This is a genomic window from Meinhardsimonia xiamenensis (genome assembly GCF_900102905.1).
Classification (GTDB): Bacteria; Pseudomonadota; Alphaproteobacteria; order Rhodobacterales; family Rhodobacteraceae; genus Meinhardsimonia; species Meinhardsimonia xiamenensis.
Window position 1 is genome coordinate 74,223 of record NZ_FNFV01000002.1, and the last position, 15,776, is coordinate 89,998.

15 protein-coding genes are annotated in these 15,776 nt (G+C 68.2%); 10 read left to right on the forward strand and 5 right to left on the reverse strand.

All coding sequences use genetic code 11. From position 1 onward, the window contains the following. Positions 1-9 precede the first annotated feature (9 nt). The 5 genes from BLQ14_RS04210 to BLQ14_RS04230 all read right to left on the reverse strand — a co-directional run bounded on the left by BLQ14_RS04210 (position 10) and on the right by BLQ14_RS04230 (position 6,058). Positions 10-906 (reverse strand): dihydrodipicolinate synthase family protein, encoded by an 897-nt coding sequence (locus BLQ14_RS04210; protein WP_092498583.1) that lies wholly within the window; start codon positions 904-906, stop codon positions 10-12. A 3-nt stretch (positions 907-909) separates the two neighbouring features. Next, on the reverse strand, positions 910-2,652 hold the full coding sequence (gene araD / locus BLQ14_RS04215; protein ID WP_092498585.1) for an L-arabinonate dehydratase: 1,743 nt from the start codon (positions 2,650-2,652) through the stop codon (positions 910-912). 7 nt (positions 2,653-2,659) lie between these two features. After that, a complete protein-coding gene (locus tag BLQ14_RS04220; RefSeq protein WP_092498587.1) occupies positions 2,660-2,782 on the reverse strand; it encodes a dihydroxy-acid dehydratase in 123 nt (40 codons plus the stop codon). A 10-nt stretch (positions 2,783-2,792) separates the two neighbouring features. Continuing rightward, positions 2,793-4,868 (reverse strand): TRAP transporter large permease subunit, encoded by a 2,076-nt coding sequence (locus BLQ14_RS04225; RefSeq protein WP_092498589.1) that lies wholly within the window; start codon positions 4,866-4,868, stop codon positions 2,793-2,795. Between the two features lie 152 nt (positions 4,869-5,020). Then, positions 5,021-6,058, reverse strand: a complete 1,038-nt coding sequence (locus BLQ14_RS04230; protein WP_092498591.1) for a TRAP transporter substrate-binding protein — start codon at positions 6,056-6,058, stop codon at positions 5,021-5,023. A 181-nt stretch (positions 6,059-6,239) separates the two neighbouring features. On the opposite strand from BLQ14_RS04230, the gene BLQ14_RS04235 reads away from it, so the two are divergent. The 10 genes from BLQ14_RS04235 (at position 6,240) to BLQ14_RS04280 (ending at position 15,776) form a co-directional block, all read left to right on the forward strand. Continuing rightward, positions 6,240-6,971: a GntR family transcriptional regulator gene (locus BLQ14_RS04235; protein ID WP_092498593.1), complete on the forward strand. Its 732-nt coding sequence runs from the start codon at positions 6,240-6,242 to the stop codon at positions 6,969-6,971. 105 nt (positions 6,972-7,076) lie between these two features. Next, positions 7,077-8,207, forward strand: coding sequence for a GDP-mannose 4,6-dehydratase (gmd, locus tag BLQ14_RS04240; RefSeq protein WP_092498595.1), 1,131 nt, complete (start codon positions 7,077-7,079; stop codon positions 8,205-8,207). A gap of 10 nt (positions 8,208-8,217) precedes the next feature. Beyond that, positions 8,218-9,186: a GDP-L-fucose synthase gene (gene fcl, locus BLQ14_RS04245; RefSeq protein ID WP_092498597.1), complete on the forward strand. Its 969-nt coding sequence runs from the start codon at positions 8,218-8,220 to the stop codon at positions 9,184-9,186. A gap of 155 nt (positions 9,187-9,341) precedes the next feature. Beyond that, positions 9,342-10,211, forward strand: coding sequence for an SPOR domain-containing protein (locus BLQ14_RS04250; RefSeq protein ID WP_092498599.1), 870 nt, complete (start codon positions 9,342-9,344; stop codon positions 10,209-10,211). A gap of 25 nt (positions 10,212-10,236) precedes the next feature. Beyond that, complete coding sequence (locus BLQ14_RS04255) at positions 10,237-11,403, forward strand: D-alanyl-D-alanine carboxypeptidase family protein (RefSeq protein ID WP_092498601.1); 1,167 nt, start codon at positions 10,237-10,239, stop codon at positions 11,401-11,403. After that, a complete protein-coding gene (tmk, locus tag BLQ14_RS04260) occupies positions 11,403-12,026 on the forward strand; it encodes a dTMP kinase (protein ID WP_092498603.1) in 624 nt (207 codons plus the stop codon). Before BLQ14_RS04255 ends, tmk begins: the two co-directional genes overlap by 1 nt. After that, positions 12,023-13,165: a DNA polymerase III subunit delta' gene (locus BLQ14_RS04265; protein ID WP_092498606.1), complete on the forward strand. Its 1,143-nt coding sequence runs from the start codon at positions 12,023-12,025 to the stop codon at positions 13,163-13,165. The genes tmk and BLQ14_RS04265 overlap by 4 nt, the downstream gene beginning before the upstream one ends. Beyond that, on the forward strand, positions 13,162-13,974 hold the full coding sequence (locus BLQ14_RS04270) for a TatD family hydrolase (RefSeq protein WP_092498608.1): 813 nt from the start codon (positions 13,162-13,164) through the stop codon (positions 13,972-13,974). Before BLQ14_RS04265 ends, BLQ14_RS04270 begins: the two co-directional genes overlap by 4 nt. Beyond that, positions 13,971-14,768: an MBL fold metallo-hydrolase gene (locus tag BLQ14_RS04275; RefSeq protein ID WP_092498610.1), complete on the forward strand. Its 798-nt coding sequence runs from the start codon at positions 13,971-13,973 to the stop codon at positions 14,766-14,768. Before BLQ14_RS04270 ends, BLQ14_RS04275 begins: the two co-directional genes overlap by 4 nt. Positions 14,769-14,846: 78 nt before the next feature. Continuing rightward, entirely contained in the window at positions 14,847-15,776 is a 930-nt protein-coding gene (locus BLQ14_RS04280; protein ID WP_092498612.1) for an AEC family transporter, read from the forward strand.

Below are 15,776 nucleotides of genomic sequence, written 5' to 3' on the forward strand. Positions count from 1 at the left end.
CTTCTCCGATCAGATCAGGCCGTTCGTTTCGAGGAAGTGGCGCAGGCGCGCCATGTCGTCGTCGCCCAGCGGCCAGGTTGCCGGCGGGCGCGGAGGGCCGCAATCCTCACCCATCAGGGCAAGGGCGGCCTTCACGCCCGAGACATTGGCGCCGCCCTGTTCGCCGGCGCGGATCTCCTCGAAGGCGGTCATTCCGGCGATGAGGCTGCGTGCGCGGGCAAGGTCGCCCGCCTCGAGGGCGGCGGCGATGGCCACCGAGCGCTCGGGCCAGACGTTGATCAGGCCCGAGGTGAAGCCGCGCGCGCCGACGGCGCAGAAGACCGGCGCCCAGGTTTCGGCAAGCCCGCCGACCCAGGCGATGTGGTCGGGCGCCGCGGCCATGGCGGCGGCAAGGCGCATGGGGTTGGGGGTGGCCCATTTCACGCCGACGACGCCGGGCAGGGCGCAAAGCGCGGCAATCGCGGGGATGCCGATGGCGTCGTTGCGCAGATAGAGGATCAGCGGGATGCCGGGCGCCGCTTCGGACACGGCGCGCACATAGTCCACGAGCCCCCGTGGCGCGACGAAGGGATCGGGCGGCTGGTGTACCATCAGCGCTGCCGCGCCCGCCTCGGCCGCGGCCTCGGCAAGACGTCGGGCATCGTGGATGCCGCGCCCCACGCCGGCCACCAGCGGCACGCGGCCGCCCACGAGCCCGGCAACGGCACGCAGCATCGCCAGCGCCTCTTCCGTCGTCAGGGCGTAGAACTCGCCGGTGTTGCCATTGACGGTGAGGATGTGCACGCCCGCGCCGATGGCGCGTTCGACGATCGGCGCAAGCCGGTCGGGCGCGATCCTGTCCTGTTCATCGAAGGGGGTGACGAGAATTCCCGACACCCCCGAAAGAGCCTCGTCGAGCGCTGTCATGGTTCAGTTGATCTCCGGTTCCGGAACGGGCGGGCCGAAGTCCGTCCGCAGAAAGTCGAAGTCGCAGCCCTTGTCGGCCTGTTCGATGTGGCGCACGTACATCCAGCCGTAGCCGCGCCCGTAGCGCGGGGCGGGGGGCGTCCAGACGGCGCGGCGGGCGGCAAGCTCCTCGTCGGAAATCCGCAGTTCGAGCCGCCGCGCCGGCACGTCGATTTCGACCACGTCGCCGTTCCTGACCAGCGCGAGCGGCCCGCCGACATAGGCCTCGGGCGCCACATGCAAAACGCAGGCGCCATAGGAGGTGCCCGACATGCGCGCGTCCGAGATCCGCAGCATGTCCCGGCAGCCCTGCTTCAGAAGCGCCTTCGGCATCGGGATCATGCCCCACTCGGGCATTCCCGGCCCGCCCTGTGGCCCGGCGTTGCGCAGGATCAGCACGTGATCGGGGGTCATCGGATAGTCGGGGTCGTCGATGATCCGCTTCATCTCGGCATAGCTGTCGGCCACGATGGCGGGGCCGGCATGGCGCAGGAAGCGGCGGTCCATCGCCGCGGGCTTGATCACCGCCCCGTCAGGAGCGAGGTTGCCGCGCAGCACCGCAAGCGAGCCTTCATGCCATACCGGGTTCGCTAGCCGGCGGATGACATCGGTGTTCCAGTTGCGCGCCGGGGCGATGTTCTCTCCCAGCATGCGGCCGTTCACGGTAAGTGCCGAGAGGTCGAGCCGCTCGCCCAGCTCCTTCATCAGCGCCGGCAGCCCGCCGGCGTAGAAGAAGTCCTCCATCAGGTACTCCTTCCCGGAGGGGCGGATATTGGCGATGACGGGCGTCTCGCGACCGATCGCGTCAAGCTCGTCGAGCGTCAGCGCGATGCCGGCGCGCCGGGCCATGGCGATGAGATGGATCACCGCGTTGGTCGAGCAGCCCGTGGCCATGGCCACCGTCGCGGCGTTGCGGGTGGAGGCGGGCGTCATGATGCGATCGGGGGTGAGGTCTTCCCACACCATCTCGACGATGCGGCGACCGCAGGCGGCGGCCATGCGCTTGTGGCCCGAATCCGGCGCCGGGATCGACGAGGCCCCCGGCAGCGTCAGCCCCCAGGCCTCGGCGATCGACATCATCGTGGAGGCCGTACCCATGGTCATGCAGGTGCCGTAGCTGCGGGCGATGCCGCCCTGCAGCCCTTCCCATTCCTCCCTGCCGATCGTGCCGGCGCGGCGTTCGTCCCAGAACTTCCACACATCGGTGCCCGAACCCACCGGACGGCCGCGGAAATTGCCGCGCAGCATCGGCCCGGCCGGCAGGAAGATGAAGGGCAGCCCCGCGCTCACCGCGCCCATCACCAGCGCCGGGGTGGACTTGTCGCAGCCCCCCATCAGCACGGCGCCGTCGATGGGATGGGCGCGCAGCGTTTCCTCGACCTCGAGCGCCCCCATGTTGCGGTAGAGCATCGAGGTGGGCTTGAGGAACTGCTCCGAGAAGGAGTGCACCGGCATCTCCACCGGCAAACCGCCGGCCTGCAGCACCCCGCGCTTCACCCACTCGGCGCGGTCACGAAGGTGGTGGTGGCAGGGCGACAGGTCCGACCAGGTGTTGATGATGGCGATGACGGGCTTGCCCTGCCAGTCCTCTTCGCCCAGTCCCATCTGCATCGCCCTCGAGCGGTGGCCGAAACTGCGCAGGTCGTCAGGTGCGAACCAGCGGGCAGAGCGGAGCTCTTCGGGGGTCTTGCGGCGATCGCGTGTCATGCCGGCCTCACGATGCGGGGTTGGCGAGGCCGAACATCAGCCCCAGGATGAGCGCGGCAAGACCGAGGCCGAGAAGCCAGGGCCAGCGCCCGTAGCCGTCGATGTCGTCGCGCGAGTCGCGTCCGATCATGGATGTCTCCTCAGTTCAGGATTTCGGGCAGGAACAGGGCGATCTGCGGGAACAGCATCACCAGGACGAGGCCGAGGATCTGCAGGCCGATGAAGGGAAGGACCGAGATGAATATCTCCTGCAGGCTCACGTCTTCCGGGGCCACCGACTTCAGCCAGAAGCAGGCCGGGCCGAAAGGCGGGCTGAGGAAGTAGATCTGGATGTTCATCACGAACAGGATGCCGAACCAGATCTTCGCCTGGTCCTCGGTCAGGCCGAGTTCTGGCGCCAGCGTCATGACCACCGGGGCAAACACCGGCACGGTGATGAGGACGATGGCGATCCATTCCATGAAGGTGCCGAGCACCATGAGGATCAGCATCATGACCAGCACCGTGCCCATCGCCCCGAGCCCCAGGTCGAGAAACAGCGAGCGCATGAACTCGCCGCCCCCGACGAGATTGAAGATGCCCACGAAGCTGACTGCGCCGAGCACCAGCCAGATGATCGTTCCCACCGTGGCCATGGTGCCCATGAGCGCCGTCGAGATTACCGGCCAGTTGAAGCGATTGCGGATCGCGGCGACCACGAAGGAGCCCACGCAGCCGACCGCCGCCGCCTCGGTCACGCTGGCGATGCCGGCATAGATCGAGCCCATCACCGCGCCGATCAGCAGGATGCACAGGATGACGGCCGTGATCCGCTCGCGCGAAAGGGTCTGCTCGCGGCCGGTCATCGCCGCGACTTCGGCGGCGGTGGGGGCCAGCGCGGGGTTCAGGTTGACACGCAGCAGCACGTAGCCGGCATAGAAGGCCGCCAGCATCAGCCCCGGCAGCGCCCCGGCGATGAACAGGTCGCCGATGCCCACCTCGGCCGACAGGCCGTAAACGATCATGATGATCGAGGGCGGAATCAGCGTGGCCAGGGCGCCCGAGGCGCAGATGAGCCCGATCGTGAGCCGCCGGTCATAGCCGAGGCGCAGCATCTGCGGCAGGGCGACGAGCCCGAGCATCACGATCTCGCCGCCCATCACGCCGGACATGGCCGCGAGGATCACGGCAACGACCGTGGTCTGGACCGCGACACCGCCCCGCAGGTTGCCGGCGAAGATCGACATCGCATCGAAGAGATCTTCGGCAATGCCCGCGCGCTCGAGCACCGAGGCCATCAGAACGAAGAAGGGCACGGCAACCAGGCTGTAATGCTCGAGCAGGCCCGTGGCATTGGAGGAGACCAGGAACAGTCCTCGCGGCCCGAAGAAGCCGATTGCCATGATCACCGAGACGAAGAGCGTCACGATGCCGAGCGGCATGCCGGTCATCATCAGGGCGACAAGGAGGGCGACCATGATCAGCGAGATGGTGCCAAGGTCCATCTGCCGCAGTTGCAACGCGGGGGACGGGTCGAGCGCCTTGGCCAGGGCGCTCACGAATCCGGAAAATGCCTCGGCGGGCGCGAGGCCGAGCACATGCGCGGCAAAGCCGGCGGCGAAGTAGAGCACGAAACAGGCGCCGAGCAGCCTCACGGCCCATCTTGCCGTCGCCCCGGTGACATGGCGGTAGAGGTTCACGGTGAGCTGGGCGAGATAGAGAAGCGCGCCGAGGACGACGAGCGCCTTCATCATCATCGGCAGCGGCGAGTTGAAGGCCGAGCCGGAGCGCTCGACGCGCATGGCGGCGTCATAGGCGCGAATGGTCGCGTCGCTCAGCAGCATGAACAGCGCGAAGATGCCAACCGCCATGGCGAGAAGATCGAGCCACCAGCGCAGCCGTGGCGAGGCGACGGCATGGAAGATTGTGATGGCGATGTGCCGGCGCTTGAGCGTGATGTAACCCGATGACAGCATCCACGCCGCGGCGCACAGCGTCATGACCGTCTCGAACGCCCACAGCGTCGGGGCGTGAAACAGGTAGCGCGCGAACACCTCGTAAAGCGTGATCAGCGCGGCGATGAGATAGAATGTGGCAACCCCGATCCCGATCACGTGGCTGAGGTGATCGATGGGCGTGTAGTTCTCGCGTCGAACGTCCGTATCGCCCAGGATCGGATCCTCGTCCGACAAGCCGATTTCAGCCCGCTCGAGGGCTTTGTCATAGTCACGCGACATGTCGCCTCCCGGTGTGTCGTCGGCCGCGGCGCGGCGCCTCGAATGACGGCGCAGGCGAGGGCTCTGGGCTTGGGGGTGCACTGACCCGCGGCGGCGCTCAGGGATCGGGGACGCCGCCCGAGGCGGCGTCCATCACTGCAGGGCACTCTGGGTCAGAGAAGACCCTTCTTCTTCATGAAGGCGACATGCGCCTCATAGACTTTGCGCGCCAGGGGAGACTGGGCGGCGAAATCCTCCCAGGCTTTCTGCGCGATGGCGCGGAAGCGGTCACGCTCCTCCTGCGGCCAGTCGATGATGGTCAGCTCCCCCGCCGCGCGGTCGCGCTCGACGAGGCGCAGGTCTTCGGCGTTGGTGGCTTCGGTCAGCCCGGCGAAGGCCTGGACAAACCAGTCGCGGAGCGCCTGGCGGTCGTGCTCGCTGAGGCTGTTCCACACCTCCTTGGACACGGTGAACTGCAGCACCGGCATGGAATGAATTCCGGGGTAGAGCGGAAACTTCGCCACCTTGTGCATGCCGTTGGCATCGTTGTTGGCATAGGCGGAGTTGTCGGCGGCATCGATCACGCCCTTCTCGAGCGCGCTGTAGGTTTCCGAGCCGGCCATCGAGACGGGCGTGGCCCCGGCGCGGCGGAAGACATCCGAGGCAAGCCCCTCCGGCGCGCGAATCTTGATGCCCTTGAGGTCGTCCACCCCGTGGATTGGCACCTTCGAGACCAGCGCCTCGCGGTTGTAGGCGCCGCAGCCGACAACCTGGATGCCCGAGAAATGCGTGTCGTGCAGTTCCTGCAGCAGCTCCTTGCCGCCGCCTTCCATGCAGAACTCGGTGACTTGCGCAGGCGTGTCGTAACCGGCGATCAGGTCGCCGATCAGCGCGTATGCCGGGTCCACGCCCGAGAAGTAGCTCACCGAGGTCAGGTCGCCATCAAGGATGCCAAGGCCGATGGCTTCGGGCGTCTCCCGACGCGGAACGACCGATTCGATGGGCAGTAGCTCGATCGTCAGGTCTGCCTCGAGCATGTCGTTGAGCTTGGGCACCCAGTTTTGCCTCAGATAGGCAAGCGAGAAATGGCTCGCATTTGCCGAAGTCTGGATCTTGAGCGCCCGCGTTTCTGCAGCGGCGCTGATGGCGGCGCCTTGCAGCGCGGCGGCGAGGGCGAGGCCGGTGGCGGCCCTGACCAGTGCGAGCTTCATGTGAATTCTCCTCCGATTTTTCCTCCCGGCAGTGCCGAGGGACCGGCACCGCCCGGCGAACTGATATATTAGTCATATCATTGAAGCAAGCCCGTTTTGGCGTTAAATGCACACACACGCCGTGGCGCGGCGGCCGTCCCGCGGAGGGCGGCGGTGGGCGCATTGAGCTCCGGGAGGCCAAGTGAACGAAGTCGACATCCGACCCCTGGCGGAAAGGTCCGAAGCGGCCCTGCGGGAGCCGTCGGGCCTTTCGGCGGCGCAGAACGTTTATGAAGCGCTGCGACGGCGGATCATCAACCTCGATCTGGAGCCGGACAGGGTTCTCAACCGCAGGGAACTTGCGGCCGAGTATGGCGTGAGCCTCATGCCGATCCGCGAGGCGCTGCAGCTGCTCGAACAGGATGGGCTGGTGCGGATTCGCCCGCAATCGGGAACCGTGGTGACGCGGATCGACCTTGCGCAACTGCGCGAGAACCAGTTCCTGCGCATTGCCGTGGAGTCGGAGGTGGTGCGCCAGCTCGCCGCGACGCGGCCCGAGGCGACACTGGCGCGGGCGCGGGCGATCATCGACATGCAGTCGGTGCTTGCCGGCGACCTCGCGCAAATGGACCTCTTCACCGAGCTTGACCGGAATTTCCACCGCACGCTGTTCGAGGGGGTCGGGATGGAACGGCTCCACGCCATGCTGGCGCGTCGGCTTGGGCATCTGACACGCTGCCAGCGGCTCGAACTGCCGCGGGCGGGCAAGATGCACGAGATCATTGCAGCCCACAGCGCGATTCTCGAAGGCATCGAGGCCGGGCAGGCGGAGGCGGCGGCCGAGGCGATGCGCCGGCATCTGACCGGCACGATCCAGCGGCTTGACCTTCTGTGCCGCGAGCATCCCGACTTCTTCACGCCAGCCAGCGTGTGAGCGCCGCCCGGGCGGCCGTGAATCTCCCTAAGGGAGATATTTTCTTGCTTGCAGTACCGTTTCGCGCGATGAAATCCGAGTGGCGATCATCGACGCGGGACTTGCATGGGCAGACGGGAAAGACGCGCCCTCATCACCGGGATCACGGGGCAGGACGGCTCCTATCTTGCGGAGTTTCTGCTGGAGAAGGGCTATGAGGTGCACGGGCTGAAGCGCCGGGCCTCGCAGTTCAACACCCAGCGGATCGACCACATCTACCAGGATCCCCATGAGCGCAATCCGCGGTTTTTCCTGCATTACGGCGATCTGACCGACAGCTCGAACCTCACCCGCATCCTCGCCGAGGTGCGACCGGATGAGGTCTACAACCTCGCCGCGCAATCCCATGTCGCGGTGAGCTTCGAGAGCCCCGAATACACGGCCGATGTCGATGCGCTCGGCACGCTGCGGCTGCTCGAGGCGATCCGCTTTCTGGGGCTGGAGAAGAAGACGCGCTTCTACCAGGCCTCGACCTCGGAGCTTTACGGCCTTGTCCAGGAGATCCCCCAGCGCGAGACCACGCCCTTCCACCCGCGCTCGCCTTACGCCGTGGCCAAGCTCTATGCCTACTGGATCACGGTGAACTACCGCGAGGCCTACGGGCTTTACGCCTGCAACGGGATTCTCTTCAACCACGAGAGCCCGCGGCGGGGGGAGACCTTCGTGACCCGCAAGATCACCCGGGGGCTGGCCAACATCGCGCAGGGGCTCGAGAGCTGCCTTTACATGGGCAACATCGATGCCAAACGCGACTGGGGCCATGCGAAGGACTATGTGCGCATGCAGTGGATGATGCTGCAGCAGGAGGCGCCCGACGACTTCGTGATCGCCACCGGCGAGCAGCACGCGGTGCGCGAATTCATCACCTGGGCGGCGGAGGATCTCGGCATCACGCTCGCCTTCGAGGGCGCGGGGGTGGAGGAGATCGCCCGCGTCGTGGCCGTCGAGGGGGACAGGGCGCCGGCGGTGAGGCCGGGCGATGTGATCATGCGCATCGATCCGCGCTATTTCCGCCCCGCCGAGGTGGAGACGCTTCTGGGCGATCCGACCAAGGCGCGCGAGAAACTCGGCTGGCAGCCCGAGATCAGCGCCCGCGAGATGTGCCGGGAAATGGTCGAGGAAGACCTGAAGATTGCCCGCCGCCATGCGCTTCTGAAGGCGCATGGGATGGAGGTGCCGGTGTCGATCGAGAGCTGAGGAGGGGGAGATGCGGATCTACGTCGCCGGCCATCGCGGCATGGTGGGCTCGGCCATTCTCCGCCGGCTCGAGGCGCGGCGGGCGGCGGGGGAGGAGATCACGCCCATCACCCGCAGCCGCGCCGAGCTCGACCTTGCCGACCAGGCGGCGGTGCGGGCCTTCTTCGCCGCCGAGCGGCCCGAGCGGGTGATCCTCGCCGCGGCGAAGGTGGGCGGCATCCACGCCAACAACAGCTACCCGGCCGATTTCATCTACGAGAACCTGATCATCGAGGCCAATGTCATCCACGCCGCCTTCGAGGCGGGGGTGGAGCGGCTCCTGTTTCTCGGCTCCTCCTGCATCTACCCGCGCGAGGCGCCCCAGCCCATGGCCGAGGAGGCGCTTCTGACCGGTCCGCTCGAGCCCACCAACGAGCCCTACGCCATCGCCAAGATCGCCGGGATCAAGCTGTGCGAGAGCTACAACCGCCAGCATGGCACCGACTTCCGCTCGGTGATGCCGACGAACCTCTACGGCCCCGGCGACAACTTCCACCCCGAGAACAGCCATGTGCTGCCGGCGCTGATCCGCCGCTTCCACGAGGCGGTGGAGAGCGGCGCGGAGGAGGTGGTGGTCTGGGGCACGGGCCGGCCGCGGCGCGAGTTCCTGCATGTCGATGACATGGCCGAGGCGTCGCTCTTCGTGCTCGAGCTGCCGCGGGAGGTGTATGCGCGCGAGACCGAGCCGATGCGCAGCCACCTCAATGTGGGCACGGGCGAGGACGTGACCATCGCCGAGCTGGCCGGGATGGTGGCGCGGGTGACGGGCTTTCGGGGCCGCATCCGCTTCGACCCGACCCGCCCCGACGGCACCCCCCGCAAGCTCCTCGACACGAGCCGCCTCACCCGCCTCGGCTGGACGCCGAAGATCGGACTCGAGGAAGGGATCAGGGAGACTTATGCGTGGTTTCGTGACAGCCGCGTCAGCTTGCGCCAGTGAGCCGCGCGGCGACGGCGCGCCGGCCCAGTTCCGCCGAGCGGGCGCGCGCAGACTTCCAATACGTCCCGGCAAGGGATAGACTTCGCGCCAATCACCGCGGCAACGGCGGCACTCGAGCACACAGGTGCAGGAATGCACCGGGGAAGGGGCAAGGTATGGCAGGTTTTCGGAAAGCAGGTCTGTTCCTGGTCATCGCGGCCCTCAGCGGTCTTGCGGCATGCTCGCAGGAAGGCGGCTTCTCCCTTCTCGGGGGCAAGAAAAGCCAGGAGGGAGCCGAGACGAGCGGGCGCGGAACCGAAACCGGCGCGGTGCGCATCGTCGAGCGCGATGTCGAGGCGCCCGAGATCTTTCAGGTCACCGAAGACGGGCTCTGGGATGGCCGCCCGTCCCTTGGCGGCGTCTGGGTTGCGCATCCCGATGTCAAGGAGCCCCAGCGCGTGATCATCCGCAACGAGGCGAACGGCCAGTTCGTGATCGGCGCGCTGTTCCGCCGCGAGCGCGAGGCGCCGGGGCCGGCGCTGCAGGTCTCCTCGGATGCCGCGGCGGCGCTCGGCATGCTGGCCGGTTCGCCCACGCGCCTGAATGTCACGGCTCTGCGCCGTCAGGAAGTGCCCATTGCCGAGGAGACGGGCGTCGAGCCGGCGGACCCGCAAGACCCGGCGGCCGGCGCGGTGGAGACGACCGAGCTCGCCGGGGGCGAGGACGGTGAGGGTGCGGCGACGGCCAGCACCTCGATCGCCGCCGAGGCGCGCGCGAGCGCGCCGGCACGCCCGGGACCAGCCACCTCGGCGCTCGACAAGCCCTACATCCAGGTCGGGCTGTTCAGCGTCGAGGAAAATGCCCGCAAGCTGGCCGAGAGCCTGCGCGCGCAGGGAATCATCCCGCTGATCCGCGCGGGATCGACCCAGGGCAAGAGTTACTGGCGCGTGCTGGTCGGGCCCGCCTCCAGCCGCTCCGAGCGCGCTGCGCTTCTCAAGAAAGTGAAGGCGCTCGGTTTCGCCGACGCCTATTTCGTGAAAAGCTGACAAACAGGGGTAAGGCTTCCCGCCGATGCTGCCAATCCGCACCGTTCTTCTCCCACTGCTTGCGCTTGCCCTGGCAGCGCTCGCCCTGCCGGCCGGCGCCTTCGAGACGCGCGCACGCGCGGCCTACGTCTATGACGTGACCACCGACACCGTGCTTCTGGAGAAGAACGCCGATCTGGCACTGCCGCCCGCCTCCATGTCGAAGCTGATGACCCTCAACATGCTGTTCGAGGCGCTGGCCGACGGGCGCGTGACGCTGGACACGCGCTTTCGCGTCTCGACGCGGGCACGTCAGATGGGCGGCTCCACCATGTTTCTCAACGAGCGCGACCGGCCCACGGTGGAGGAGCTCATCAAGGGCATCGTCGTGCTGTCGGGCAATGATGCCTGCGTGGTGGTGGCCGAGGGGCTCGCGGGCACCGAGGAGGCCTTCGCCCGGCTGATGAACGAACGCGCCCGTGCGCTGGGCCTGACGAACTCGACCTTCGCCAACGCCTCGGGCTGGCCGCACCCCAACCAGCGCATGAGCGCGCGGGATCTGGGCAAGCTTGCCGTCAGGCTCATCACGCAGTTTCCCGAGTATTACGGCTATTTCAGCATCACCGAATGGCCCTATGACGGGCGCGCGCCGCAGAACCGTTTCAACCGCAACCCGCTCCTGAAACTCGGCATCGGCGCGGACGGGCTGAAGACCGGGCACACCGAGGAGGCGGGTTACGGGCTGGTCGGCTCGGCCGTGCAGGGCAACCGTCGCATCGTCTTCGTGATCATGGGGCTTGAGAGCGAGGCCGCGCGCGCCGAGGAAGGCGAGCGCATCATCAACTGGGCGTTCAGGCAATTCGTCATCAAGAAGGTCGCCGCGAAGGGCCAGGTGGTGGCCGAGGCGCCCGTCTGGCTGGGCCAGCGCGAGCGTGTGGGTCTTGCGGTGGCGGACGACCTCGAGCTTCTGGTGCCGGCCCTTGTGCGGGGTGATCTGACGGCGGAGGCGCGCTTTCGCAGCCCCCTCGAGGCGCCGGTGGCCGCCGGGCAGGAGGTGGGCCGGCTCACCATCCGGCTTGAAGGGCTGCCCGAGCGAGAGGTGCCCCTCGTGGCCGCCGAAGAGGTGTCGCGCGGGGGTATCTGGAAGCGGGTCAAGACCGCCCTTGCGGTGCTCATGGAGCGCTATGCCGGGGAGCTGGCGGGCTCCTCCTGATGGCGCCTGCGCTGTTCATTACCTTCGAGGGCATCGACGGGGCCGGCAAATCCACCCAGGCACGGCGTCTTGCCGAGGCGCTGAGGCGCGAGGGCCACGAGGTTGTCGAAACCCGTGAGCCGGGGGGCTCTCCGGGCGCGGAAGAGATTCGCCGCCTGCTGGTGGAGGGCGCCCCCGCGCGCTGGTCGCCGGAAACGGAGATTTTGCTGTTCACCGCCGCTCGCCGCGACCATCTGGAAAAGACCATCGCACCGGCGCTCGCGCGCGGGGCGGTGGTGGTGTGCGACCGCTTTGCCGATTCAACCCGCGTCTATCAGGGCGCCCGGCGCCCCGGGCTCCGCCCGCTCGTCGACGAGCTGCACGCCCGCGTCATCGGCCGCGAGCCCGATCTGACCATACTCATCGACATGGACCCCGAAACCGCCTTCCACCGCGGCCTTGCCCGCAACACCGGCGAGAACCGTTTCGAGGAGATGGGGCTTGCCTTCCAGCGCCGGCTGCGGGAGGGGTTTCTCGCCCTTGCCCGCGAATGGCCCGAGCGCATCGTCGTCGTCGACGGCGCCCGCGCGCCCGAGGAGCTCGAGCGCGAGATTCTCGCCATCGTGCACGAACGGCTGCAATGAGCGACGTTGCCGACATTCCCGAGGCCGACCGCGTCGAAGGCGCGCCTCATCCCCGCCAGACGCGCGCACTCTTCGGCCAGGAGGCGGCGGAGCGGGAGTTTCTCGAGGCGCTCGCCGGAGGGCGGCTCCATCATGGCTGGCTCATCACAGGCCCCAGGGGCGTTGGCAAGGCGACGCTCGCCTGGCGCATCGCCCGGCGGTTGCTTTCCGAGGCTCCGGCGGAGGCGGCGGGGCAGGGGCTTTTCGGCGAAGAGCTTCCGCCCGCCGCCGCGAAGCTCGATGCGCCCGCCGACCCCGCGCTCGAGGCGCGCATCGCCGCGCTCTCCGAGCCGCGGCTCTGCCTGATCCGACGCAGCTGGGATCCCGCGCGCAAGCGGCTGAGGACGGTCATCACCGTTGACGACGTGCGCCGGCTGAGAGGTTTCTTCGCCCTATCGGCCGCCGAGGGCGGGCGGCGCGTGGTCATTGTCGACTCCGCCGACGAGATGAACGTCAACGCCGCCAATGCCATTCTGAAGGTCTTGGAGGAACCCCCGCGCGACACCGTGCTTCTGCTCGTCAGCCACCAGCCGGCACGGCTTCTGCCCACGATTCGCAGTCGCTGCCGGGTGCTGCGCTGCGCCCCTCTCGGCGCCGAGGACATGGGCCGGGCTCTTGCAGCGGCGGGGATCGAGGCGGGGACGGACACGCCGGCGCTCGCCGAGCTGTCGGGCGGCTCGGTGGGCGAGGCGTTGCGCATTCTCGCCCATGACGGGCTCGCCCTCTACGCCGAGCTTCTCGCGCTGATGGCGACCATGCCGCGCCTCGACCGCGCCGCCGCCGTGAAGTTCGCCGAAAGCGCCGGCGCCCGGGGTGAGGCGGAGCGCCTCGACCTTGCCATCGAGCTCATCGAGCTGGCCCTTGCGCGCCTCGCCCGAGCCGCCGTCGCCGGGCCGCCCGCAATTGAGGCCGCCCCCGGCGAGGCCGACACTCTCACCCGCCTTGCCGCCGTGCCCGGCGCCGGGCGCCTGTGGGCCGAGCTCCAGCAGAGCCTTGGCGCGCGCATGCGCCACGGGCGGGCGGTCAACCTTGACCCTGCATCGCTCATCCTCGATACGGTGCTGAGGATCAACGACGCGGCCGCCGGCCTTTCCCGATGATGAGCGATACCCCGCCACCTGTCACCGACAGTCACTGCCATCTCGACTTTCCCGATTTCGAGGGCGAGCTTGACGCCGTCGTGGCCCGGGCGCGCGAGGCCGGCGTGCACCGCATGGTGACGATCTGCACGCGCCTCAGCCACGAGCCGCGCGTGCGCGCCATCGCCGAGGCTTATGACGGCGTCTTCTATGCCGCGGGAACGCACCCGATGAGTGCGGCCGAGGAGCCGATGGCCACGGTCGATGAGCTCGTGCGGCTTGCGCGGCACCCCAAATTCGTCGGCATCGGCGAGAGTGGGCTCGACTACCACTACACCGCCGAGACCAAGGCGGTGCAGCAGGAAAGCCTGGCGGTCCATATCGAGGCGGCGCGCCGCACCGGCCTGCCGCTCATCATCCACGCCCGCGACGCCGACGAGGACATGGCCCGCATCCTCACCGAGGAGTACCGCGCCGGGGCCTTCTCCTGCGTGATGCACTGCTTTTCCTCGGGTGCGGCACTGGCCGAGGCGGCGCTTGATCTCGGCTTCTACCTGTCGATGTCGGGCATCGCCGCCTTCCCGAAAAGCCGCGAGCTGCGCGCAATCTTCGCCGCCGCCCCTCTCGAGCGTATCCTCGTCGAGACCGACAGCCCCTATCTCGCCCCGCCGCCCTTCCGCGGCAAGCGCAACGAGCCGGCGCATGTCATCCACACCGCGCGTGTGGGGGCGGAGATCTTCGGCCTCGACTACCCCGCCTTTGCCGCTGCCACCGAGGCCAATTTCGACCGGCTCTTCACCAAGGCCGCGCGCGCATCCAGGGCGGCGTGATGGCGCTGCGCTTCACCATCCTGGGCTGCGGTTCCTCGGGCGGGGTGCCGCGCATCGGCGGCCACTGGGGCGCCTGCGACCCCGCCAACCCAAAAAACGCCCGCCGCCGCTGCTCGCTTCTGGTCCAGCGCGAGGGCGACGGCGGCACGACGCGCGTTCTCATCGACACTACGCCCGACATGCGCTCCCAGCTTCTCGATGCCGGCGTGGGCGAGCTCGACGGCGTGGTCTATACTCACTCCCATGCCGACCACACCCACGGCATCGACGACTTGCGCATGGTGGTGCTCAACATGCGCCGCCGCCTCGACGTCTGGGCCGATCCGCCCACCCAGGAAGCGCTGCTCGACCGCTTCGGCTATGCCTTCGTCCAGCCCGAAGGCTCGCCCTATCCGCCGATCCTGAACCTGCACACCATCACGGGGCCTTTCGAGATTCCCGGTGCGGGCGGCCCCGTCCGCCTCGCGCCCATTCCGGTCGATCACGGGGTGATGCCGGCTCTCGGCTTCCGCATCGGCGGGCTCGCCTACATCCCCGATGCGGTGGCGATCCCCGAAAGCTCCTGGCCGCTTCTTGAAGACCTCGACGTTCTGATCGTGGACGCGCTCAGACGCACGCCGCATCCCACCCACGCCCATCTCGACCTGGCCCTCGAGTGGGTCGCCCGCGCCCGGCCGGCCCGCGCGGTGCTGACCAACATGCACATCGACCTCGATTACGCCACCGTCGAGGCGGAGACGCCCGAAAACGTCACCCCCGCCTTCGATGGCATGGAGATCACGCTTCAGGAATGAACGGGCGCTCCCCATCATCACCCTGGTGCAAATACCCAGCTGCGGCGCCAGCCGCAGCCTCGCAGCGGAGGTGACACCGTGCAGGCGCTCATCGACATCGTCCTGCCGGTCTTCCTCGTGCTCGGCCTTGGCTATGCAGCGCGCTGGCGCAAGCTGATCGGCGAGGGCGAGATCGCGGCGCTGATGCGCTTTGCGCAGGGCTTTGCCATCCCGTGCCTGCTGTTTCTCGCGATCGCCCGGCTCGATCTGCAGGAAAGCTTCCGACCCGCGCTCCTCATCTCCTACTACGCCTCGGCCGTGGCGGCCTTTCTCGTCGGCCTTTGCGGTGCGCGCAGCCTCTTCGGGCGCCCGTGGGAAGACAGCGTGGCCATCGGGTTCTGCTGCCTGTTCTCCAACTCGGTTCTGCTGGGCCTGCCCATCGCCGAGCGCGCCTACGGCGCCCCGACACTTGCGTCGAACTATGCCATCGTCGCGCTGAACGCGCCGGTCTGCTACGGCATCGGCATCACCGCGATCGAACTGGTCCGGGCAAGAGGCAACGGTCTCGTCGCGGCGCTGCGCACGGTGGCCAGGTCGCTGGCCCGGAACGCGCTCATGCTCGGAATTGCCCTCGGCTTTGTCGCAAACGTCACCGGTCTGGCGCTGCCGGGTGCGGTCGTCGAGGGGCTGGAGCTGATGGCCCGCGCGGCGCTTCCCGCGGCGCTCTTCGGGCTCGGTGGTGTTCTGTATGCCTACCGGCCCGAGGGCGATGCGCTCACTATCGCCTTCGTCTGCGCGGTTTCGCTTCTGCTCACCCCCGCGCTCGCCTGGCTCATCGGCCATGAACTCGGCCTTGCGAAGGAGCAGATGCGCGCGGCCGTCATCACCGCGGCCACGCCTCCCGGCGTCAACGCCTATCTCTTTGCCAACATCTACGGAGTCGCCCGGCGCGTCGCCGCCACCTCGGTTCTTGCAGGCACCGCCGCCTCGCTTCTCACCATCTGGCTGTGGCTGGCCGTCCTGCCCTGA